Below are 21367 nucleotides of genomic sequence, written 5' to 3'. Positions count from 1 at the left end.
GGTGCGCGACTATAAGGACGGGGGCGATCAAGCCCGCGTGACCGTCCGCATTTGCCCCGGCCGGGGCGTCGGCCGCAGAATAAGAGGCTTTCCGGCCTCCATCAGGTGCCGGCGTTCTCCAGCGGAGCTTTCCCCCCATGCGTACCCACTTCTGCGGCCTGGTCGATGAGACCCTGATTGGCCAGACTGTCACCCTCGCCGGCTGGACCGACGTGGCCCGTAACCAGGGCGGCGTCTGCTTCATCGATCTCCGCGATCATGAAGGCATCGTGCAGGTGACGGTGGAGCTCGACAACGCCGAAGTGTTCGCCGTGGCCGCCTCGCTGGGCTATGAGGACGTGCTGCAGGTGGAAGGCGTGGTACGTGCCCGCCACGCGGTCAACGACAAGCTGCGCACGGGCAAGGTGGAAGTGATCGCCACCGCCATCACCGTGCTGAACAAGGCCGCGCCGCTGCCGTTCCACGCCCACGAGAACCCGGGCGAAGAAACCCGCCTGAAGTACCGCTACCTGGATCTGCGTCGTCCAGAGATGCAGCGCATGCAGCGCACCCGCATCAAGCTGGTGCAGGCCCTGCGCCGCCACCTGGACGAGAAGGGCTTCCAGGACATTGAAACGCCGATCCTGACCAAGGCCACCCCGGAAGGCGCACGCGACTTCCTGGTGCCGGCGCGCATGCACCCGGGCGAGTTCTATGCCCTGCCGCAGAGCCCGCAGCTGTTCAAGCAGATCCTGATGGTGGCCGGCTTCGACCGCTACTACCAGATCGCGCGCTGCTTCCGCGACGAGGCCCTGCGTGCCGACCGCCAGCTGGAATTCACCCAGCTGGACATGGAGTTCGCCTTCGTCCGCGAGCGCGACGTGCAGGACTTCGTCGAAGACATGATCCGCGCCATCTTCAAGGAAGTGGTCGACGTCGAACTGGATGCCAGCTTCCCGCGCATGACCTGGGCCGAGGCGATGCGTCGCTATGGTTCGGACAAGCCTGACCTGCGCATCGCGCTGGAACTGGTGGACGTGGCCGAGCTGGTCAAGACCAGCGAATTCCCGGTGTTCACCGCTGCTGCCAACGATGCCGATGGCCGCGTCGCCGCCCTGCGCATCCCCGGTGGTGCCAGCCTGTCGCGCAAGCAGATCGACGAGTACGCCGCGCACGCCGCCAAGTACGGTGCGAAGGGCCTGGCCTACATCAAGGTGGGCGAGAACGGTGAAATCAGCTCGCCGATCCAGAAATTCTTCAGTGAAGAGGGCTTCGCCGCCCTGGTCGCCCATGTCGGCGCCGGCAACGGCGACATCGTGTTCTTCGGTGCCGGCGGCTACAACAAGGTGTCCGACTTCATGGGCGCGCTGCGCCTGAAGGCCGGCAAGGATTTCAGTCTGGTCGCCGACGGCTGGGCACCGCTGTGGGTCACCGACTTCCCGATGTTCGAATGGGACGAGGAAGCGCAGCGCTACGTCGCCCTGCATCACCCCTTCACCGCGCCGGCCGTGGACGACATCGCCGACCTGCGCGCGCACGCCAAGACTGCCGTTTCGCGCGGCTACGACATGGTGCTCAACGGCAATGAAATCGGCGGCGGTTCGATCCGTATCCACCGCCCCGACATGCAGAGCGCGGTGTTCGAACTGCTCGGCATCGGTGCCGAAGAAGCCCGTGCCAAGTTCGGCTTCCTGCTCGACGCGCTGAACTACGGCGCGCCGCCGCACGGTGGCATCGCCTTCGGCATCGACCGCATCGCCGCGCTGATGGCCGGTACCGAGTCGATCCGCGACGTCATCCCGTTCCCGAAGACCACCGGTGCGCAGGATCTGATGACCGACGCGCCGTCGCCGATCGTCGACGAGCAGCTGGCCGAAGTGCACATCCAGGTTCGCCCCAAGAAAAACTGATCAGGAGATCCAGGCAATGACCGAGTTTGCGTTTTCGCTGGAGTGGGAAAAGCTGGGCAATGAAGGCTCCGAGGCCAACCTGGTCACCGAGCGTGCACGTGTCTTCGGTGGTTGGCTGGTCCGTGTCGGTACCAACCCGTCGGCCATGGCCCTGACCTTCGTCGCCGACGGCGAAGGCCGCTGGGACGGTGAAGACTTCGGCGTCGAGGATTACGAAGACGACGAAGAGGAAGAGTACGACGAGGACGAGGAAGGCGAAGAAGAGGAAGACGGCGAGGAAGAAGAGGACGAGGAGGAATACGAAGAAGAGGAAGAGGAAGAAGACGACAAGGAACCGGCGGAGCGGGCTTGACCCGAACCGTGGTCCTGACGTCAACTCGACCCATGTATTCGATCCGCCGCGCCACTGTGGACGACGCGCCGACCCTGTCGGCGCTGGCCGCACGCACGTTCACCGAAACCTTCGGCCATCTGTATCCGCCGCAGGACCTGCAGGACTTCATCGACGAGGCCTACACGGTCGAGCGTCAGCGCACGATCCTGGCCCACCCCGATTACGCGGTGTGGCTGCTGGAGCTGGACGGGGAGGCGGTCGGCCATGCCGCCGCCGGCCCCTGTGGATTGCCGCACCCGGACGTGCAGCCCGGTGACGGTGAGCTCAAGCGCCTGTACCTGATCAAGACGCAGCAGAGCTGCGGCTGGGGCAGCCGCCTGCTGGAAACGGCGCTGGCCTGGCTGGAGCACGACGGCCCGCGCACGCTGTGGCTGGGCGTGTGGTCGGAAAACTTCGGCGCGCAGCGCTTCTACGCCCGGTATGGTTTTGAAAAGGCCGGCGAGTACCTGTTCCCGGTGGGCGATACCAACGATCTTGAGTTCATCCTGCGCCGTTTGCCGCATCCGGCCTGAAACCGTTCACCGCCGCTTGCCCCTGGCATGTGTTCAATCACCGTAGTTCCGCCCCGCTGACCGCCAGGCTGTTGCACATGACTCCCCCCGTTCTGTTGTTGCATGGCATCTGGAATGCCCGTGCCTGGGTCGGGCCGCTGGCCTGGCGCCTGCGCGCGCGTGGCTTCCAGGTCCATACCTTTGGCTACTCGTCCGTATTTGGCGGCCCCGATGTGGCCGTGCCGCAGTTGCTGGAGCGGCTGGCAGATGCAGGCCCGCTGTCGCTGGTCGGGCACAGCCTGGGTGGCCTGCTGGCGCTGGAAGCCCTGCGCCGGCAGCCGCAGTTGCCCGTGCAGCGCGTGGTCTGCCTGGGCTCGCCACTGCGGGGCAGCGGCACTGCGCGCTCGTTGTCCGAACATGGTTGGGGCCTGGCCCTGGGCCGCAGCAGCGAACTGCTGCTGGACGGGCTGCCGGACTGGCAGGGCAAGGCCGCGGTTGGCCTGATCGCCGGCTCGGTGCCGCATGGGCTGGGCAGCCTGCTCGGGGCGCTCGATGACGATTCCGACGGTACCGTGGCGCTGGCCGAGACCCGCCTGCCGGGCCTGGCCGACCACTGCGTGGTGCGTACCAGCCACAGCGGCCTGGTGGTGTCACCCGATGCCGCGCGGCAGACCGCGCATTTTCTCCGCCATGGCCAGTTCGACCATGGCCGGGACGCCGCCGCCGCGTAAGGCGGTTCGCCGGGCATGGCCCGGCGCTACCGCCCTGCCTTTGTGGGTGCGAACCGTTGGTTCGCACGCTCTCGCCGGGCCATGCCCGGCGAGCGCAGCGGCATCCATCCGCCCTCGACACGGTCAGCGGGCCCGATCAGGTAGAATCCGCGGCCTTATCCATCAACGCACGTACGGAAAGACCCATGGGTAGAGGCCCCTCCATCGAGAACCGCAAGAACGCGTCTGACGCGAAGCGCGGCAAGATTTTCACCAAGATCATCCGTGAGATCGGCGTGGCCGCCCGCGGCGGTGGAGGCGACCCCAACAACAACCCGCGCCTGCGTGTGGCCGTGGACAAGGCGCTGACCGCGAACATGTCCAAGGACGTGATCGAGCGCGCCATCAAAAAGGCCACCGGTGAACTGGAAGGCGTCGAGTACGAAGAGATCCGCTACGAGGGCTACGCGCCCGGTGGCGTGGCCGTCATCGTCGATTGCCTGACCGACAACCGCGTGCGCACCGTGGCCGACGTCCGCCATGCGTTCAGCAAGTGCGGCGGCAACATGGGCACCGAAGGCTCGGTCAGCTTCATGTTCAAGCGCGTGGGCGTGCTGCACTACGGCGCCGGCGCCGATGAGGACGCCATCTCCGAAGCGGCCATCGAGGCCGGTGCCGATGACATCGTGGTCTACCCGGAGGATGGCGCGATCGACGTGCTCACCGCCGCGGACAGCTTCCACGCAGTCAAGGATGCGATGCAGGCGGCTGGCCGCACGCCGGATCATGCCGAGCTGACCTTCCGTGCCGACAACGACATCAAGGTCGAGGGCGATACCGTCCTGCAGGTCAAGAAGCTGCTGGACATGCTGGAAGACCTCGACGACGTGCAGGACGTGTACTCCAACGCCGATCTCGGCGCGGACGCCTACGCCTGAACGGACGCTGCGCCGGTCGCCTTTGGCGGCCGGTGAGCGGACAATGCGGACCATGATGACCCCAGACGTTTCCAGCCATCACCGCCGCATGCGTCCTTCCCGGATCAGCGGCCTGCGCGCGTGTGCCGCATGACCCGCATTCTTGGCATCGACCCGGGTTCACAACGGACCGGGGTCGGCATCATCGATGTCGATGCCAGCGGCCGGGTCAGCCACGTGCATCACCAGCCGCTGGTGCTGCTCGGCGCCGATGACTTCCCGCAGCGCATGAAGCTGCTGGTGCTGGGCCTGGCCGAGCTGTGCCTGCAGTTCCAGCCGCAGGAAGTGGCCATCGAAAAGGTGTTCATGGCGCGCAACCCCGATTCGGCGCTGAAGCTGGGCCAGGCCCGTGGCGCGGCGATTTCGGCGGTGGTGCTGCGCGACCTGCCGGTGCACGAATACGCCGCCAGCGAGATCAAGCTGGCGGTGGTCGGTCGTGGTGGCGCCGAAAAGCAACAGGTTCAACACATGGTCGGGCTCATGCTCAACCTGAAAACCAAGCTGCAGGCCGACGCGGCCGACGCGTTGGCCGTGGCCATCACCCATGCCCACGTAAGGGCAACGGCCAACCGCCTGGGGCTGACTGCCCGCCAAGCGTGGGGCCGCAAATGAGGAGCTGCACGCAATGATCGGTCGACTGCGCGGAATCGTCGCCTACAAGGCGCCGCCGTGGCTGGTGGTGGACGTCAACGGGGTGGGCTACGAGCTGGAGGCGCCGATGAGCACCTTCTACGACCTGCCCGAGCTGGGCCGTGAGGTCACGCTCTACACTCATTATTCGCAGAAGGAAGACAGCGTCTCGCTGTACGGCTTCCTGCGCGAAGGCGAGCGCCGCCTGTTCCGCGACGTGCAGAAGGTCAGCGGCATCGGCGCGAAGATCGCGCTGGCCGTGCTGTCCGGGGTCACCGTCGAAGAATTCGCCCGCATGGTCCAGGCCGGTGACATCACCGCGCTGACCCGCATCCCCGGCATCGGCAAGAAGACCGCCGAGCGCATGGTGCTGGAACTGCGCGACCGCGCGGCGCAGTTCGGTGCCGGTGGCGCTCTGCCGACCGGCAGTGGCCCGGCACCGGCCGATCCGCTGTCCGATGCCACCGTGGCCCTGCAGCAGCTGGGCTACAAGCCCACCGAGGCGGCGCGGATGGCGCGCGAGGCCTTCAACGAGGGCGACGAAGTGGCCACTGTCATCCGCAAGGCCCTGCAGTCGGCGCTGCGCTGAGCCGCTCCGCTTCCTTTCCCATTACACCCTGAGCTTCGCCAGGAGCCCCATGTCCAGCAGTCAAACCCCGCACACCGCCGCCCATGGTGGCCATGGTCACGCTCCCCCCGCCGGGGGCCTGGCGCTGATCATCGGTGCGATCGGCGTGGTCTTCGGCGATATCGGCACCAGCCCGCTGTACACCCTGAAGGAGGCGTTCTCGCCGCACTACGGGCTCAACAGCGACCACGACACCGTGCTGGGCGTGCTGTCGCTGGCGTTCTGGGCGCTGAACATCGTGGTCACCCTGAAGTACGTGACCATCATCATGCGCGCCGACAATGACGGCGAGGGCGGCATCATGGCGCTGATGGCGTTGACCCAGCGCACGCTGCGCAACGGGTCGCGCTCGGCCTACGTGGTCGGCATCCTCGGCATCTTCGGCGCCTCGCTGTTCTTCGGCGATGGGGTGATTACCCCGGCGATATCGGTGCTCGGTGCGGTCGAAGGCCTGGAGGTTGCCGCGCCGGGGCTGCATGCCTTCATCGTGCCGATCACCGTGGTGGTGCTGCTGGCCGTGTTCGCGGTGCAGCGCTTCGGTACCGCGAAGATCGGCAAGCTGTTCGGCCCGATCACCTCGATCTGGTTCATTTCGCTGGCCGCGATCGGCATCTACAACATCGTCGACGCGCCGGAAGTGCTGAAGGCATTCAACCCGTGGTGGGCGATCCGCTTCTTCATGGAGCACGGCTGGCACAGTATCTTCATCCTCGGCGCGGTGGTGCTGGCGGTGACCGGTGGCGAGGCGCTGTACGCCGACATGGGCCACTTCGGTGCCAAGCCGATCCGCCACGCCTGGTACTTCTTCGTGCTGCCCTGCCTGGTGCTGAACTACCTGGGGCAGGGCGCGCTGGTGCTCAACCATCCCGAGGCGGTGAAGAACCCGTTCTTCGAGGCGGTGCCGTCGTGGGCGCTGTACCCGATGATCATCCTGGCCACGATGGCGGCGGTGATCGCCTCGCAGTCGGTGATCACCGGTGCGTTCTCGGTCTCGCGCCAGGCCATGCAGCTGGGCTACATCCCGCGCATGCGCATCAAGCACACCTCGCACGACACCATCGGCCAGATCTACATCCCCGGCATCAACTGGGGCATCGCGGTGATGGTGATCGGCCTGGTGCTGGCCTTCCGCAGCTCGTCCAACCTGGCCGTGGCCTACGGCATCTCGGTGTCGGCCACCATGCTGATCGATACCCTGCTGCTGGCCCTGGTTGCACGTTCGCTGTGGCCCAAGGCACGCAACTGGATCCTGCCCTTGTGCGTGGTGTTCTTCATCATCGATCTGGGCTTTGTCATCGCCAACGGCGCCAAGCTGCTGCAGGGCGCCTGGTTCCCGGTGGTGCTGGGCATCTTCCTGTTCACCATGATGCGCACCTGGCGCCGTGGCCGCGAACTGCTGCGCGACGAGATCCGCAAGGACGGCATCCGCATCGACACCTTCCTGCCGGGCCTGATGCTGGCGCCGCCGGTACGCGTACCCGGCACCGCGGTGTTCCTCACCGCCGACCCGACCGTGGCCCCGCATGCGCTGATGCACAACCTCAAGCACAACAAGGTGCTGCATGAGCGCAACGTGTTCCTGCACGTGGTGACCCTGCCGGTGCCGTACGCGGCGGAAGGGCAGCGCCTGAAGATCGAATCGGTGGGCGATGAGTTCTATCGGGTCTACGTGCGTTTCGGCTTCATGGAGACCCCCGACGTACCGCTGGCGCTGATGCGCTCGTGCGACCACGGTGGCATCTACTTCGACCCGATGGACACCACCTTCTTCGCCAGCCGCGAGACCATCGTCGCCACCGCCAACCGCGGCATGCCGATCTGGCGCGACAAGCTGTTCGCGCTGATGCACCGGAACGCCGCCCCGGCGACGGGCTTCTTCCGGATTCCGGGTAACCGCCTGGTCGAGCTGGGCGCGCAGGTGGAGATCTGACCGCGCGGGGTCGGATCCCTTTTCCACAGGAAAAGGGCTCTGACCCCATGTCCGTGTCATCCAGCTCCATCCACACATGGCGTGGATCTACCGTGTCGACCAAGGTCGACACCTACCAGGAGCAGGCCATGCCATTCCGGCAGATCGCGGAGATCTGTCGAAGGCGGGGTGGGGCCGGTTGCGGGGGCGTGAGCCGCATGGATGCGGCGACCGAGCTTACATGGACGTACTTGCAGCGCCCCCCGCAACCGGACCCACCCCGCCATCCATCAGGAAACCTGCTTCTGCTGTCGCTTCGGCAGTTGATGTTGCAGTTGCTTCTGCGGGTGCCGGGCGCAGCCCGGCCGAATCTCCCCGCTTTTACCGCATAATCAGCACATGACCGACGACCGCATCATCGCCGCCGGCGCCACCCGCGAGGATGACGCCGCCGACGCCAGCATCCGACCCAAGCGACTTGCCGACTATCTCGGCCAGGTGCCGGTGCGCGAGCAGATGGAGATCTACATCCAGGCCGCCAAGGGTCGTGGCGATGCGTTGGACCACGTCCTGATCTTCGGCCCCCCCGGCCTGGGCAAGACCACCCTCAGCCACGTCATCGCCAACGAACTGGGCGTGGCCCTGCGCGTGACCTCCGGCCCGGTGATCGAGAAGGCCGGCGATCTGGCCGCGCTGCTGACCAACCTGCAGCCGCACGATGTGCTGTTCATCGACGAGATCCATCGCCTGTCGCCGGTGGTGGAAGAAGTGCTGTACCCGGCGATGGAAGATTTCCAGATCGACATCATGATCGGCGAGGGCCCTGCGGCGCGCTCGATCAAGATCGACCTGCCGCCGTTCACCCTGATCGGCGCCACCACCCGCGCCGGCCTGCTGACCGCACCGCTGCGCGACCGCTTCGGCATCGTCCAGCGCCTGGAGTTCTACAGCGTCGAAGAACTGACCCGCATCGTGCGCCGCTCGGCCGCGATCCTGGCCATCGACTGCACCGCCGACGGGGCAGGGGAGATCGCGCGCCGCGCGCGTGGCACCCCGCGTATCGCCAACCGCCTGCTGCGCCGCGTGCGCGATTACGCTCAGGTCAAGGCCGGTGGCCACATCGACCAGACCGTGGCCCAGGCCGCAATGCAGATGCTCAAGGTCGACCCGGAAGGCTTCGACGAGCTCGATCGTCGGCTGCTGAAGACCATGGTCGATTACTTCGATGGTGGCCCGGTGGGCATCGAGTCGCTCGCCGCGGCGCTGTCCGAAGAGCGTGGCACGCTGGAAGACGTGGTCGAGCCGTACCTGATCCAGCAGGGCTTCCTGGTGCGCACCGCGCGTGGCCGCATGGCCACCCACAAGGCCTACCGGCACATGGGCCTGAAGCCGAAGAACCCGCCGCAGGACCTGTTTGCCGAGGTCCCCGATGTCGGTTGAACCGCGATTCAGTTGGCCGACACGCATTTACTGGGAAGATACCGACGCTGGCGGGGTGGTCTACCACGCCCGCTACGTGGCCTTCATGGAACGGGCCCGGACCGAATGGATGCGCGCGCTGGGCTACGGCCAGGAGCGCATGCGGTCCGAGCACGGCATGGTATTCGCGGTGCGCTCCATGCAGATGGATTTCATCAAGCCGGCACGGCTGGATGACCAGCTGCAGGTAAGCGCCACCCTGGTCCAGCTGAAGAAGGCCAGCATGGTCTTCGACCAGCAGGTCCTGCGCGACGGCCAGCTGCTGCTGTCCGCACAGGTCCGCATCGCCGCACTGGACGCGGCCAGTTTCCGCCCGCGTGGCATGGACGATGCCGTCCTTGCCGCGCTGCAACCCCACCTCCACCCCGAATCCGAACAGAACTCTTGAGGAACAACGGATGATCGCAACGCTCCTGGCCCTGCAGGCCACGGTCACCGAGGCTTTGCCGGCTGACGTCAGCAATGCCGCGACCCAGACCCTTGCCCAGGCCACCACCGGCGGCGGCATCAACTACCTCGAACTGATGGCCAAGGCCAGCTTGCCGGTGAAGATCATCGTGCTGGCGCTGCTGGTCGGCTCGTTCGTCAGCTGGGTGATCATTTTCCGCAAGGCCCGCATCTTCAAGCAGGCCACCCGCGAAGCCGACGAGTTCGAGAACCGCTTCTGGTCCGGTGCCGACCTGGGCAAGCTGTACAGCTCGGCCACCGACCGCAGCCGCAATGTCGGCGGCCTGGAAGCCATCTTCGAAGCCGGTTTCCGCGAGTACACCCGCCTGCGCGACAAGCGCCGGCTGGATGGCCGTGCCCAGCTGGAAGGTGCCCAGCGCGCCATGCGCACCACCTACACCCGCGAAGTCGACCAGCTCGAGCGCAACCTGGAACTGCTGGCCAACATCGGCTCGACCGCCCCGTACGTGGGCCTGGTCGGTACCGTGTTCGGCATCATGGTGACCATGCACGACATGATCAGCAGCGGCGCCCAGGCCGGTATCGCCGCCGTCGCCCCGGGCATCTCCGAAGCGCTGTTCGCCACTGCCATCGGCCTGTTCGTGGCGATCCCGGCGGTATGGGCCTACAACCGCTTCACCACCCGCGTGGAGCGCATGTCGGTGCGTTTCGAGACCTTCGCCGACGAGTTCAGCTCGATCCTGCAGCGCCAGAGCGCTGGCGACGAGTAAGCGCCAGACCCGGGAGTCCAAGCCATGTCCGCTGCCATCGGTCGCCGCAAGCGCCGCAAGCTGAAATCGGAAATCAACGTCGTTCCCTATATCGACGTCATGCTGGTGCTGTTGATCATCTTCATGGTCACCGCGCCACTGCTCACCCTGAGCTTCGATGTCGACCTGCCCAATTCCAACGCCAAGGCGCTGGAAAGCAAGCAGGACCCGGTGATCGTCTCGGTGCGCCAGGACGGCCAGCTCAGCCTGAAGCTGCCCGACGCCAAGGAACCCACGGCCGTCACTGCCGAGGAACTGCAGGGCCACCTGTCCGGCATCGCCGCGCAGGACAAGGGAGTGCGCGTGATCGTCGCCGCCGACCGTGCCGTGGCCTATGAAAAGGTCATCGCGGCGATGGACGTGATCAAGCGCGCCAACGTGGACAAGGTAGGCCTGGCCACCGATGCACGCTGACGCCCTGCCGCCACCGCACAAGCAGGAACCCGGCTGGGGCCAGCCGCTGGTGCTGGCCGTGCTGGTGCACCTGCTGGTCGCGTTGATCTTCATCGGCGCCTGGCTGTGGTCACCGCAGCGCAATACCGATGCCGCCGCAGGCGATCCCTCGGTCGAGGCCAGCCTGGCGCTGTCCGCGTCCGAAGCCGCCGCCGCCCGCCAGGCCCTGCGCCAGTCGGAAAAGCTGGAAGACCTGCCGCCGCCGGTGGCCGAACCGATCCCGGTGCCGGAAGACACCATCCCGCCGCCGCAGCCGATTGAAGAGCCGCGCCCGCAGGACGCACCGACGCCGCAGCAGCAACAGGCGCAGGAGCGCGTGGCGCAGCCCGATACCAAGGACCAGGACGCGGTCAGCGCGTTGGCGGTCTCGCAGGAAAAGGCCAAGCAGGAGCAGGAAGCCAAGCGCCGCCAGGAGCAGATCGACCTGACCGAGCGCAAGCGCCAGGAAGAGGCCGAGCAGAAGCTGCGCCTGGCCAAGCAGCAGGAAGCGGACGCCAAGAAGAAGCAGGCCGAGCAGGAGCGCCTGGCCGCTGACAAGGCCGAGGCCGAGAAGCAGAAGAAGATCGCCGACATCCGTGCCCGCCGCGAGCAGGCCGAGAAGGAAGCCAAGCTGGCCGAGCAGAAGCTGCGCCAGGTCGCCGCTGCGCGCAATGCCGCAGGCACGGCCGCTGCCGGCGCCAGTGGTGCCGCACAGCCGGCTGCCGGTGGTGGTGGCAGCAGTGATGATCTGTCTGCCAAGTACGCGGCGGCCATCCAGGCCAAGGTGCTGGCGCAGTGGGTGCGTCCGGACAGTGTGCCGCTGGGCCAGCGCTGCCAGATCACCATCAACCAGTTGCCGGGCGGTACCGTCCGCAGCGCCACGGTCAGCGCCGGCTGCCCGTTCGATGAAGCCGGCAAGCGCTCGATCGAGGCCGCCGTGCTCAACGCCCAGCCGCTGCCGTACCGCGGTTTCGAGCAGGTATTCGCACGCACGATCAACTTCACGTTCACCGCCCAGGATCGCTGAGGCGCGGGGGCAGGGCAGCCCTTTGGGGCTGTCCCGTCATCCATGACGCCTTTAGCTCTGGATCGTGCGGGCCCGTCCACGCCATGATTGGGACGCGTCATTCGCACGAAAGGTGGCCGCGACGTTAACGGCATGTGAGAGACCCGGCTGGCACTGACCAGGAATTCACGTACCCTTGGTTCATGATTGCGAAGCGGTTCACTGCCGTTTTGCTATCCCTCGTTCCGGTTCCCCCTATTTGAGCGCTCCATGAAGAAGATGCCTCGCTGGCTTGCCGTGTTTGCGGCCCTGTTGCTGCCCTTTGCTGCCGTCGCGCAGCAGAAGGGGCTGGATATCGACATCATCGGCGGCAATGCCTCCGCCCTCCCGATCACCATCGTGCCGATGCCCTACCAGGGTGCAGCCGGTGCTCCGCAGACCGACGTCGCCGGCGTGGTCCGTGCCGACCTCGAACGTTCGGGCCAGTTCCGCACGCTGCCCGAAGCGCAGATCGTCGAAAAGCCGACCCGCGGCGGTGACATCCAGTTCGCCACCTGGCGCGCGCTGAAGCAGAACTACATCGTCGTCGGCCGGGTCATGGACGCCGGTGCCGGCGCCTACCGCGTCGAGTACGAACTGTTCGACGTGCCCAAGGGCGAGCGCCTGCTGGGCCTGGCGATGACCGCACGTGGCAATGCCATGCGCGACGTTGCCCACCAGATGGCCGACGCCATCTACGAGAAGATCACCGGCGTCCGTGGTGCCTTCTGGACCCGCATCGCCTACGTGACCGCCAGCGGCAAGGGCGACGCCATGCGCTATGCGCTGATGGTGGCCGATTCGGACGGCTTCAACCCGCAGACCATCGTGCGTTCGGCCGAGCCGCTGCTGTCGCCGTCGTGGAGCCCGGATGGCAACAAGCTGGCCTACGTCAGCTTCGAGCGTGGCAATTCGGCCATCTACATCCAGAACATCTCCACCGGCGCCCGTGAGCTGGTCACCAGCTTCCGCGGCATCAACAGTGCCCCGGCGTTCTCGCCGGACGGCCGCAAGCTAGCCCTGACCCTGTCGCGTTCGGGCAACCCGGAAATCTACGTGATGGATCTGGGCAGCAAGCAGCTGACCCAGCTGACCAACCACTTCGCCATCGATACCGAGCCGACCTGGGCGCCGGACGGCAGCGCGGTGTACTTCACCTCCGACCGCGGCGGCCGTCCGCAGGTCTACAAGGTCGGTGCCGGTGGCGGCAGCGCCGAGCGCGTGACCTTCCAGGGCAACTACAACGCCAAGCCCTCGGTCTCCTATGACGGCAAGAAGATCGCTGTCGCCCAGGGTTCGGGCAACAGCTACAAGATCGCGATGATGGACAGCTCGCTGGGTTCGCCGCGCTGGAGCACGCTGTCGCCGGGTTCGCTGGACGAATCGCCGAGCTTCGCGCCCAACGCGAGCATGGTGCTTTATGCCGCCCGTGAGGGTGGTCGTGGTGTGCTGTACGCCGTCTCGGCCGATGCGCGCGTGCGCCAGCGCCTGGTTCTGGCAGACGGTGATGTGCGCGAGCCGGCATGGTCCCCATACCGTACCCAGCGCTAAAAGAGTGTTAATATTTTCTCTGTATTGAACCCCTCATCGGCTTAGGAGCCACAAAGGTATCGCCATGAACAAGTCCACCCGCGTTCTGCTTGTTTCCCTGCTGTCTGTGGCCGTCCTGGCCGGTTGCTCGAAGAAGGTCAAGGAAGAAGCCCCGGCTCCGGTCGATACCGGCACCTCGACCACCACCCCGACCGGTCCGTCCACCTCCGGCCTGTACGGCCCGGGCGACCTGGACACCGATGCCTGCCTGCGCCAGCGCGTTGTCTACTTCGACCTGGACAAGGAAGACGTGAAGCCGGAATTCCAGGCCATCATGGCTTGCCACGCCAAGTACCTGCGTGACCGTCCGTCCTCGCGCATCACCCTGCAGGGCCACACCGACGAGCGCGGTTCGCGCGCGTACAACCAGGCCCTGGGCGAGCGTCGTGGCAACGGCGTCAACTCGGCACTGCAGGCCAACGGTGGCTCGGCTTCGCAGCTGACCGTCGTGTCCTACGGTGAAGAGCGTCCGGTCTGCACCGAGTCGAACGAGTCCTGCTGGTCGCAGAACCGTCGCGTCGAAATCGTCTACACCGCGCAGTAATCCATGCGCCTTGGCATCAAACTGATGCTGGTCGTTGCGGCAGCCCTCGTGGCTGCCGCACCGGCGCATGCACAACGTCAGAGCCTGGCCGACCGCGTCGGTTCGCTCGAGCAGCAGATGTACAACAACAGTGCCAACCAGGACCTGTTGAACCAGATCAATCAGCTGCGGCAGCAGGTCACCAGCCTGCAGGCCTCGATCGAGCAACTCCAGCACGACAACGCCCAGCTCAAGCAGACCGCCCAGGACCAGTACCTGGATCTGGACAGCCGCCTGAACCGGTTGGAAGGGGGCTCTGCCGCCCCGGCCCTGCCTGCGGTTCCGGCGAGCGCACCGAAGGCTCCTGCAGCCCCGGCAAAACCCGCAGCGGCGGCCACTTCCGAGCGGCCGCCTTCCGTCCATGGTGACCCGGGCAGCCTGGCCGTCACCGGTGACGAGCGTACGTCCTACAACGTGGCCTTCGACGCATTGAAGGCGGGCAAGTACGATGATTCGGCGCAGCTGTTCCTGAGCTTCCTGGAGCTGTACCCGAACGGCGTCTACGCCCCCAATGCCTTGTACTGGCTGGGCGAAAGCTATTACGCCACCCGCAATTTCCCGATGGCCGAGTCCCAGTTCCGCGAACTGCTCTCGCGCTATCCCACCCACGACAAGGCCGCTGGCGGCCTGCTCAAGGTCGGCCTCTCGCAGTACGGCGAGGGCAAAGTCGACCAGGCCCAGCAGACGCTGGAGACCGTCGTGGCGCAATACCCGGGCTCGGATGCCGCGCGTACCGCGCAGGACCGCCTGCAGTCGATCCGCCTCGGCAATCAGATCCGCTGATCCGCTGACCGGGCGTACAATGTGTTCCCCGTAGCGCCGAGCCCTTGCTCGGCTGCTTTCGTTTCCGGGTCGGCAAACCCGTCCGGATCCGGTAGCGCCGGGCCATGCCCGGCGGCTTGCATTACCCGCCGGGCCATACCCGACCGGCTGCTGTTGTAGAGCCGAGCCATGCTCGGCTGCGTTCGTTACCGGCCACGGTAGCCCACCCGCCACGTGTCCCATCAAGAAGTCCCTGCCATGACCGCCGTTCCCCCGTCCGCCGCCGTCGCCACGCCCAGCGAAATCGTGCAGTCGCCCCTGCCGCGCCTGAAGATCACCGAGATCTTCACCTCCCTGCAGGGCGAAGCCGATACCGCCGGTTGGCCGACCGTGTTCGTGCGCCTGACCGGTTGCCCGCTGCGCTGCCAGTACTGTGACACCGCCTACGCCTTCCACGGCGGCACCTGGTGGGACATCGACGACATCGTGGCCCACGTGCAGGCCCAGGGCGTGCGCCACGTCTGCGTGACCGGCGGCGAGCCGCTGGCGCAGAAGCGCTGCCTGGTGCTGCTGCAGAAGCTGTGCGATGCCGGCCTGGATGTGTCGCTGGAAACCTCCGGTGCGCTGGACGTCAGCGCCGTTGATCCGCGCGTGTCGCGCGTGGTCGACATCAAGACCCCGGGCTCGGCCGAGGTCGCGCGCAACCGCTGGGAAAACCTGCCGCTGCTGACCACGCGTGACCAGATCAAGTTCGTGATCTGCAACCGCGAAGACTACGACTGGGCCAAGGCCATGGTCGCCGAACACCAGCTGGTGCAGCGCACGATGGTGTTCTTCTCTCCCAGCAAGGGCGAAATCACTGCCCGCCAGCTGGCCGACTGGATCGTGGAAGACCGGCTGCCGGTGCGCTTCCAGATGCAGTTGCATAAAATCCTGTGGAACGACGAGCCGGGCCGATGAGCCGGCGCAGCGTTTCCTGATGTAGCTCCGGCGCGGGACAGCGTGCTGGCTTTCTCCCCCAACCGGATGATTTACCCATGAAGAAGGCAGTCGTGCTTCTCTCCGGCGGCATGGATTCAGCCGCCGTCATCGCCATGGCCCAGGAACAGGGCTTCGCCGTGCATGCTCTCAGCGTGCGTTACGGCCAGCGCCACACCTCCGAGCTGGATGCTGCCGCGCGCGTGGCCAAGGCCCAGGGCGTGATCGTGCACAAGATCGTGGACGTGGACCTGCGCAGCATCGGCGGCTCGGCGCTGACCGACGACATCGACGTGCCCGAGGCGGGCGGCGAGGGCATCCCGGTCACCTACGTGCCGGCGCGCAACACCATCATGCTGTCGCTGGCGCTGGGCTGGGCCGAAGTGCTTGGCGCCAACGACATCTTCTGCGGCGTCAACGCCGTGGACTACTCCGGCTACCCGGATTGCCGCCCCGAGTTCATCGCCGCCTTCCAAGCGCTGGCCAACCTGGCGACCAAGTCGGGCGTGGAAGGCGCGGGCATCACCGTGCATGCGCCGCTGCAGTTCCTCAGCAAGGGCCAGATCGTCAGCGAAGGCGTGCGACTGGGCGTGGACTTCGGCCTGACCGTGTCCTGCTACAACGCCGATGCCAGCGGCGCGGCCTGCGGCCACTGCGATGCCTGCCGCCTGCGCGCGCAGGGCTTCGCCGATGCCGGCGTGGCCGACCCGACGCTGTACGCCTGACCGCGCCCGGTGGGTGGTGGGTGCGAACCGTTGGTTCGCACTCCCTATCCCGGCGCTACCGCTGCCCGGCTACCCCGGTGGGTGCGAACCGTTGGTTCGCACTGCCTGACCCGCCGGGCTCGGCCCGGCGCTACCGCTGCTGCAGCCAACCCGATGCTTCAATGAAACCGCGCACCGCAACCGGATCGCTGTAATCCAGCTCGATCATCCGTGCGATCGCCGCCTGCTCATCCGGCTGCTGCCGCATGTACTCCTGCGCGATGCGATACCCCGCGTAGTACCCCACATCACTCACCCCGAACGCATTACGGGCGCTGTTGTACAGCCAGCTGTCCAGCGCATCGCCATCCATCTCGGCGATGAAGCGAGCGCGGATCTCCGATTCGTGCAACGGCCCGTAGGCATACAGCGGCAGTGCCGGGCGGCGGCCGCTGATCCGCTCGGCGATGTACTCGGCCACGCCCTCGCGCACCGCGTACTGCGCGAGCGAACCGGTTGTCTCGCGCTGCTGGGTGTGCACGTACTCATGCAGGTTGTTCTGCGCGTTGTTCGCGCCGGGCGTGCTGTCGTAGAAGATCCGCAGGCGACTGCGCAACGGCTCCGGCAGTTCGCTGACATCCACACTTGCATCGCCGAGTGCCATCTCCGCGCCGATCAGCACCTGGTTGCCCAGCGTGGTGCCGCCTGTGCGCAGCACGCCCACCGCATAGGTGATGCTGGCCGGGCGCAGGGCGGGGTAGAGCTTACGGAACACAGCCAGATCCCGCTCCAGCGTAGCGCTGGCCTGCCGGGCGTTGGCGGTCAGCGGCCGCACCGAGGCCCAGAAGCGCGGCCAGGCGAGCATTGCTTGTGCGTATTCGGCGGCGGTGTAGTTGCGCACCTTCATCAGCGCATGCAGGCCAGGGCTGCCGGGCTCGATATAGCGCTGCTGCACCAGGGCCACACGCTGCGCGGCATCGGGCTCGGTGAGCACCGCATCGTAGGTAGCCCAGAAGCGGCCGATGTCGTCGGTCCGCACCTGTGCAGGCGATGCCGCAGAGGCGGCAAACGGCAGCAGCAGGGCGAGCATCAACGGCAGTGGCAGGCGCATCCATCGCTCCGGGGCAGGGTCGCAGGTGAGATGCGGCACGTGGCGGAAAGGTTTAGAGGCCCGCAGCCGGGGTAGTGGCGGCCGCTGGCCGGCAACCTGGTAGATCCCCGGCTTCACCCCACCCGGAAAAGTACGGTAGAATGCCCACCCCGCCGAAAGGCCGGGGCCTTGCATGGGCCGTTAGCTCAGTCGGTAGAGCAGAAGACTTTTAATCTTTTGGTCGATGGTTCGAATCCATCACGGCCCACCATTGCAGGCAATGACTCCGGTCATCCAGAAAGGCACCGCCAAGCGGTGCCTTTTTTGTTGCAGAACCTGAGGTCCTACCTGGACTTCGCGCCCTGGGAACGGGCTGCCTCGCGGTCTGCCGCTACTTGTGCGGCAACCGCGGCGGCGTTCGCAGCGCGCTCCACTGCGGCGCGCTCTGCGTCGAACCGGGCCTGCCGCTGGGCGCTGTAATTGTGCTCCAGCTCCAGCGAGGCGATGAAACTATCGGGGTGCTTTGCGGCGCACGCCTGCTGCACCAATTGCACGGCGCGGTCGGATAACCCGGGTTGGATGTTGCCGAGCAGGCAGTCGGCGTATGGCACGGAAGCGGCCGGGCTTGCGGCCAGCGCGGCAATGACCATGGCATTCAACATGCGAACCTCCTTGTGTCAGTGTCGATGGAACCCGGAACGGGCCCGGTCCGAGTATGGCTGGATTATGGTGCAGGGTTGCTACTCAGGCCGGATATCCCGGCACACCAGTTCCGCCAGCCCGCGGAAGGCGAAGAACAGCCCTTCGACCACGCCGTCATCCAGATGCCGGTCCGGCGTTGCGATTGACCGGCAGCGGTCGGCGGCGTGCAGCATCTCTGCCACGGTCAGCATGCCGACGGCCGCGCGCTCCACGCGTGACAGTGCCAGCCTGCGCCCTGCGGGAAGGCTGGTATCAGGCCAGGGCTGGCCGTCTGCACCTTCGCCCGCGCGGATGCGCTCGAGGCAGCCCAGGAACGTGCTCAGTTCGGGCGCAGGGTTGTCATCGTCGTCGTTGACGCTGGCGGCATATGAGGGATAGGGCGGACCTTCGGTCATCTCGGCTTCCTCGGCTCTGAGGTGGGAATGCCACCGCGTGAGGCGGGTGGCGGACGGTGCATGGCTGCAAGCCGGGAAGACAGTAAGCAGTTAACCGGCGGATCCGAAGACCCCCACGCACCGCCCGCCATAAAGGCCGACGGATCACCCGCCGGCACGGTCCGGAGACAGTGCCGACGGGTGAGCGCAAACAACATGCTTTTTGTCTTCCCAGGCTTGCAGGCCCGGTGCCACCCGTTGTCGGTGGCGCAGCATGGTGTTTACGCCTGCGCTTGGATTTCAATCAGAAATTTCCGCAAGGACATGCGGAATCCAGACGCGCGACGATGGTGGCGCAGGCCTGTCCTGCGCAGCAAGCGTCAGTACACGGCGCATTCGTTTCCGCGTCTGGTTGATCGCGCTGGAAGATGCCGCAAACCGCACATTGCGATGCATCTGCCGTGAGCCAGCGCGTGTAAAGCTGGCTTCACTTTCGCCATCAATGTCCTCTGTGCGTTCCAGTTGTACCCACCGCATTTCGGTGCAGGTGCGACGCTAGTGGCGTCCTTGGCGGTTCAAACACGACACATGGCGGTGCACGCGCGGTATGGGGCCCTATCCGGGCGCGAGTCACGGCAAGTCATCCACGCATGACGTGGATCTACGCATCTGGCAGGCGCCAATGCGCACGTCCGGGCGCTATGCTCGGCATCTTTCGCTGGATGGGGCGCCCCATGCGTTTGATCGTGCTGTCGCTGTTGTTGTCCTGTGTCTCCGCCGCGCCGTTGATGGCCGCCGAACCGGCGCCTCAGCCGACGGTCGCCTCTCCATTGGTCATCGGCGAGACCTTCACCCTCCAGTCCAAGGCGCTGGGCGAGACCCGCCGCATCAACGTTTACCGCCCGCAGCCGTGGGGCCTGGACCCGAAAACGCCACTGCCGGTGCTGTACATGCCCGACGGCGGCATCGGCGAGGACTTCCTGCACGTGGCCGGGTTGGTGCAGGTGCTGACCGGCAACGGCAGCATGCGACCGTTCCTGCTGGTCGGCATCGAGAACACCGAGCGCCGACGCGACATGACCGGCCCGAGCCGTGATCCTGAGGACCAGAAGATCGCGCCGCGCATCGGTGGCTCGGCGGCGTACCGTGATTTCCTGCGCGATGAACTGATGCCGCAGGTGCGCCAGCGTTATGCGACAACCGACGAGCGCGCGCTGATCGGTGAATCGCTGGCCGGGTTGTTCGTGATTGAGACGCTGCTGCAGGAACCGGCCTTGTTCAGCAGCTATATCGCGCTGGACCCCAGCCTCTGGTGGAACCACGGCGCCTTGCTGTCTGGCGCAGGCAAGCAGGTGCCCTCCGTCGCGCGCAGCGGTGCGCGGCTGTTCCTGGCCAGCAGTGGCCAACCGGAACTGGCTGCGTCGAGCGCACGCTTGGCGGCGCTGCTGCAGCAGTCATCGCCGGCAACGCTGGTGAAGTACCAGCCGCTGCCGGAAGAGACCCACGCCACGATCTACCACCCGGCGGCGCTGCAGGGCCTGCGTACGTTGTTCCCGGTACCGCCGCCGGCCTCGCCCTGAGAGGGGTTTGGCGCGCAACAACGCGGTGTGTGAGGATGCATCAGCGGCGCCACCTGGGTGCGCCGCCCGCAACAGGAGAGCGCGGATGCAGCGTGTGCGTGTATGGAGTGTGCTGGCCTGCCTGGCCTTGGCAGGGTGCGCGATGTCGGTGGCGCCGCCGGCAACGCAGAAGGAAGCCAGGGAAAGCGCGACGGCGGTGCCAGGCGTTGTGCTCCCCGATACCGAGTCACTGCGCGTGCATGACCCGATCGGGCGCGACTATGCCCTGTGGGTGGCGTTGCCTGCCGGCTACGCGGCGCATCCGCAGAAGCGTTATCCGGTGGTGTACGTGACCGATGCGCTGTACAGCTTTCCGCTGGTGCGCAGCGTGCGCAACCTGGTCGGGCAGCAGGGCGTCAACATCGAGGATTTCATCCTGGTCGGGTTGCCGCCGCAGGAAGGCCTGACCTCCAAACAGAGCCGCTCGCGCGACTACACTCCCAGTGACCCCGTGCGCACCCCTGCCGGCTACTACAGCGATGACGTGATCTATGGCGGCGCGGCCCATTACCGCGACTTCCTCGCTGACCACGCGCTGCCGCTGATCGATGCGCGCTACCGTACCGATCCGGCCCGGCGCGTGTTTGCGGGTCATTCCTATGGCGCGCTGTTGGGTGCTTACGTGCTGACGACCCAGCCCGACATGTTCGGCACCTACATCCTGTCCAGTCCGTCGCTGTGGTTCGACCAGGGCCTGCTGCCGCGCATGCAGGATGCCGCCGTGATGCCGTCACAGCCCATCCGCGTGCTGCTGTCGGTGGGCGGCTACGAGACGGTCAAGCCGGGGCCGCGTTACTCAACGGGCAACGACATGCTGCGGCAGGCCGCCGACTTCGCCGGTCAACTGCAGCGCAGCGGTCGCAAGCTGCAGGTGGAGAACATCGTGATTGATGGTGAAGACCATCTCACGGTGTATCCGCGCGTGATCACCCGTGCGCTGCTTGAGGTACTTCCGGGCGAAGGACCGTATACCGGCGGTTGACGGCCGGCTCCATCCACGCATGGCGTGGATCTACTGGCAGCATTTTTCGTTCACGCAACGGTGCGCATCGCCGTAGAGCCACGCCATGCGTGGCTGCACCAGTAGATCCACGCCATGCGTGGATGCACCAGTAGAGCCACGCCAAGCGTGGATGCACCAGTAGATCCACGCCACGCGTGGAT

The 21367-nt window shown here is 66.3% G+C and carries 23 protein-coding genes and 1 tRNA gene; 21 read left to right on the top strand and 3 right to left on the bottom strand.

Annotated features, from left to right (window positions below):
• The first annotated feature begins 137 nt into the window (after positions 1 to 137).
• The 18 genes from aspS (at position 138) to queC (ending at position 16439) form a co-directional block, all read left to right on the top strand.
• On the top strand, positions 138 to 1889 hold the full coding sequence (gene aspS / locus ACUXVE_RS10425) for an aspartate--tRNA ligase (RefSeq protein ID WP_140225621.1): 1752 nt from the start codon (positions 138 to 140) through the stop codon (positions 1887 to 1889).
• Positions 1890 to 1905: 16 nt separating this feature from the next.
• Positions 1906 to 2241: a DNA primase gene (locus tag ACUXVE_RS10420; RefSeq protein WP_333623104.1), complete on the top strand. Its 336-nt coding sequence runs from the start codon at positions 1906 to 1908 to the stop codon at positions 2239 to 2241.
• A gap of 32 nt (positions 2242 to 2273) precedes the next feature.
• Complete coding sequence (locus ACUXVE_RS10415) at positions 2274 to 2795, top strand: GNAT family N-acetyltransferase (protein ID WP_301867497.1); 522 nt, start codon at positions 2274 to 2276, stop codon at positions 2793 to 2795.
• Positions 2796 to 2872: 77 nt separating this feature from the next.
• Complete coding sequence (locus ACUXVE_RS10410; protein ID WP_025874679.1) at positions 2873 to 3505, top strand: esterase/lipase family protein; 633 nt, start codon at positions 2873 to 2875, stop codon at positions 3503 to 3505.
• A 185-nt stretch (positions 3506 to 3690) separates the two neighbouring features.
• Positions 3691 to 4422, top strand: a complete 732-nt coding sequence (locus ACUXVE_RS10405; protein ID WP_032975140.1) for a YebC/PmpR family DNA-binding transcriptional regulator — start codon at positions 3691 to 3693, stop codon at positions 4420 to 4422.
• Positions 4423 to 4551: 129 nt separating this feature from the next.
• A complete protein-coding gene (gene ruvC, locus ACUXVE_RS10400) occupies positions 4552 to 5073 on the top strand; it encodes a crossover junction endodeoxyribonuclease RuvC (protein WP_093818726.1) in 522 nt (173 codons plus the stop codon).
• A gap of 13 nt (positions 5074 to 5086) precedes the next feature.
• Positions 5087 to 5680, top strand: a complete 594-nt coding sequence (ruvA, locus tag ACUXVE_RS10395; RefSeq protein WP_025874676.1) for a Holliday junction branch migration protein RuvA — start codon at positions 5087 to 5089, stop codon at positions 5678 to 5680.
• 49 nt (positions 5681 to 5729) lie between these two features.
• Positions 5730 to 7649, top strand: coding sequence for a potassium transporter Kup (locus ACUXVE_RS10390; RefSeq protein WP_033831825.1), 1920 nt, complete (start codon positions 5730 to 5732; stop codon positions 7647 to 7649).
• Between the two features lie 378 nt (positions 7650 to 8027).
• Positions 8028 to 9068, top strand: a complete 1041-nt coding sequence (gene ruvB, locus ACUXVE_RS10385; RefSeq protein WP_025874674.1) for a Holliday junction branch migration DNA helicase RuvB — start codon at positions 8028 to 8030, stop codon at positions 9066 to 9068.
• Positions 9058 to 9495, top strand: a complete 438-nt coding sequence (gene ybgC / locus ACUXVE_RS10380) for a tol-pal system-associated acyl-CoA thioesterase (RefSeq protein WP_032975136.1) — start codon at positions 9058 to 9060, stop codon at positions 9493 to 9495. Before ruvB ends, ybgC begins: the two co-directional genes overlap by 11 nt.
• A 10-nt stretch (positions 9496 to 9505) precedes the next feature.
• Positions 9506 to 10285: a protein TolQ gene (gene tolQ / locus ACUXVE_RS10375; protein ID WP_025874672.1), complete on the top strand. Its 780-nt coding sequence runs from the start codon at positions 9506 to 9508 to the stop codon at positions 10283 to 10285.
• Positions 10286 to 10309: 24 nt separating this feature from the next.
• Positions 10310 to 10738: a protein TolR gene (gene tolR, locus ACUXVE_RS10370; RefSeq protein ID WP_025874671.1), complete on the top strand. Its 429-nt coding sequence runs from the start codon at positions 10310 to 10312 to the stop codon at positions 10736 to 10738.
• Positions 10728 to 11783, top strand: a complete 1056-nt coding sequence (tolA, locus tag ACUXVE_RS10365) for a cell envelope integrity protein TolA (protein WP_222388498.1) — start codon at positions 10728 to 10730, stop codon at positions 11781 to 11783. Before tolR ends, tolA begins: the two co-directional genes overlap by 11 nt.
• A gap of 249 nt (positions 11784 to 12032) precedes the next feature.
• Entirely contained in the window at positions 12033 to 13352 is a 1320-nt protein-coding gene (tolB, locus tag ACUXVE_RS10360) for a Tol-Pal system beta propeller repeat protein TolB (protein ID WP_222388499.1), read from the top strand.
• Between the two features lie 64 nt (positions 13353 to 13416).
• Positions 13417 to 13935, top strand: coding sequence for a peptidoglycan-associated lipoprotein Pal (gene pal / locus ACUXVE_RS10355; RefSeq protein ID WP_025874668.1), 519 nt, complete (start codon positions 13417 to 13419; stop codon positions 13933 to 13935).
• A gap of 3 nt (positions 13936 to 13938) precedes the next feature.
• Positions 13939 to 14757: a tol-pal system protein YbgF gene (gene ybgF, locus ACUXVE_RS10350; RefSeq protein WP_025874667.1), complete on the top strand. Its 819-nt coding sequence runs from the start codon at positions 13939 to 13941 to the stop codon at positions 14755 to 14757.
• A gap of 237 nt (positions 14758 to 14994) precedes the next feature.
• Positions 14995 to 15696, top strand: coding sequence for a 7-carboxy-7-deazaguanine synthase QueE (gene queE, locus ACUXVE_RS10345; RefSeq protein ID WP_025874666.1), 702 nt, complete (start codon positions 14995 to 14997; stop codon positions 15694 to 15696).
• A 77-nt stretch (positions 15697 to 15773) separates the two neighbouring features.
• The gene (queC, locus tag ACUXVE_RS10340) at positions 15774 to 16439 is read left to right on the top strand and encodes a 7-cyano-7-deazaguanine synthase QueC (protein ID WP_445514357.1); all 666 of its coding nucleotides are present in this window, start codon (positions 15774 to 15776) and stop codon (positions 16437 to 16439) included.
• Between the two features lie 130 nt (positions 16440 to 16569).
• Here the strand turns inward: queC and ACUXVE_RS10335 are convergent, their stop codons facing one another.
• Complete coding sequence (locus ACUXVE_RS10335; protein ID WP_445514356.1) at positions 16570 to 17529, bottom strand: DUF2268 domain-containing putative Zn-dependent protease; 960 nt, start codon at positions 17527 to 17529, stop codon at positions 16570 to 16572.
• A gap of 174 nt (positions 17530 to 17703) precedes the next feature.
• On the opposite strand from ACUXVE_RS10335, the gene ACUXVE_RS10330 reads away from it, so the two are divergent.
• Positions 17704 to 17779, top strand: a tRNA-Lys gene (locus ACUXVE_RS10330).
• A 73-nt stretch (positions 17780 to 17852) separates the two neighbouring features.
• Here ACUXVE_RS10330 and ACUXVE_RS10325 read toward each other — a convergent pair.
• Both ACUXVE_RS10325 and ACUXVE_RS10320 read right to left on the bottom strand, forming a co-directional pair.
• The gene (locus ACUXVE_RS10325; RefSeq protein ID WP_445514355.1) at positions 17853 to 18170 is read right to left on the bottom strand and encodes a hypothetical protein; all 318 of its coding nucleotides are present in this window, start codon (positions 18168 to 18170) and stop codon (positions 17853 to 17855) included.
• A 78-nt stretch (positions 18171 to 18248) separates the two neighbouring features.
• Complete coding sequence (locus ACUXVE_RS10320; RefSeq protein WP_105164539.1) at positions 18249 to 18605, bottom strand: hypothetical protein; 357 nt, start codon at positions 18603 to 18605, stop codon at positions 18249 to 18251.
• Between the two features lie 713 nt (positions 18606 to 19318).
• Between ACUXVE_RS10320 and ACUXVE_RS10315 the strand changes: the two genes are divergently transcribed.
• Together ACUXVE_RS10315 and ACUXVE_RS10310 are read left to right on the top strand one after the other, a co-directional pair.
• Entirely contained in the window at positions 19319 to 20164 is an 846-nt protein-coding gene (locus ACUXVE_RS10315) for an alpha/beta hydrolase (RefSeq protein WP_445514354.1), read from the top strand.
• Positions 20165 to 20249: 85 nt separating this feature from the next.
• Positions 20250 to 21185, top strand: coding sequence for an alpha/beta hydrolase (locus tag ACUXVE_RS10310; protein WP_445514353.1), 936 nt, complete (start codon positions 20250 to 20252; stop codon positions 21183 to 21185).
• Positions 21186 to 21367 lie beyond the last annotated feature (182 nt).

It is taken from the genome of Stenotrophomonas sp. 3(2025) (assembly GCF_052665395.1).
The sequence above is the reverse complement of the archived record's forward strand: the minus strand, read 5'-3'. Positions and strand labels throughout refer to the sequence as shown.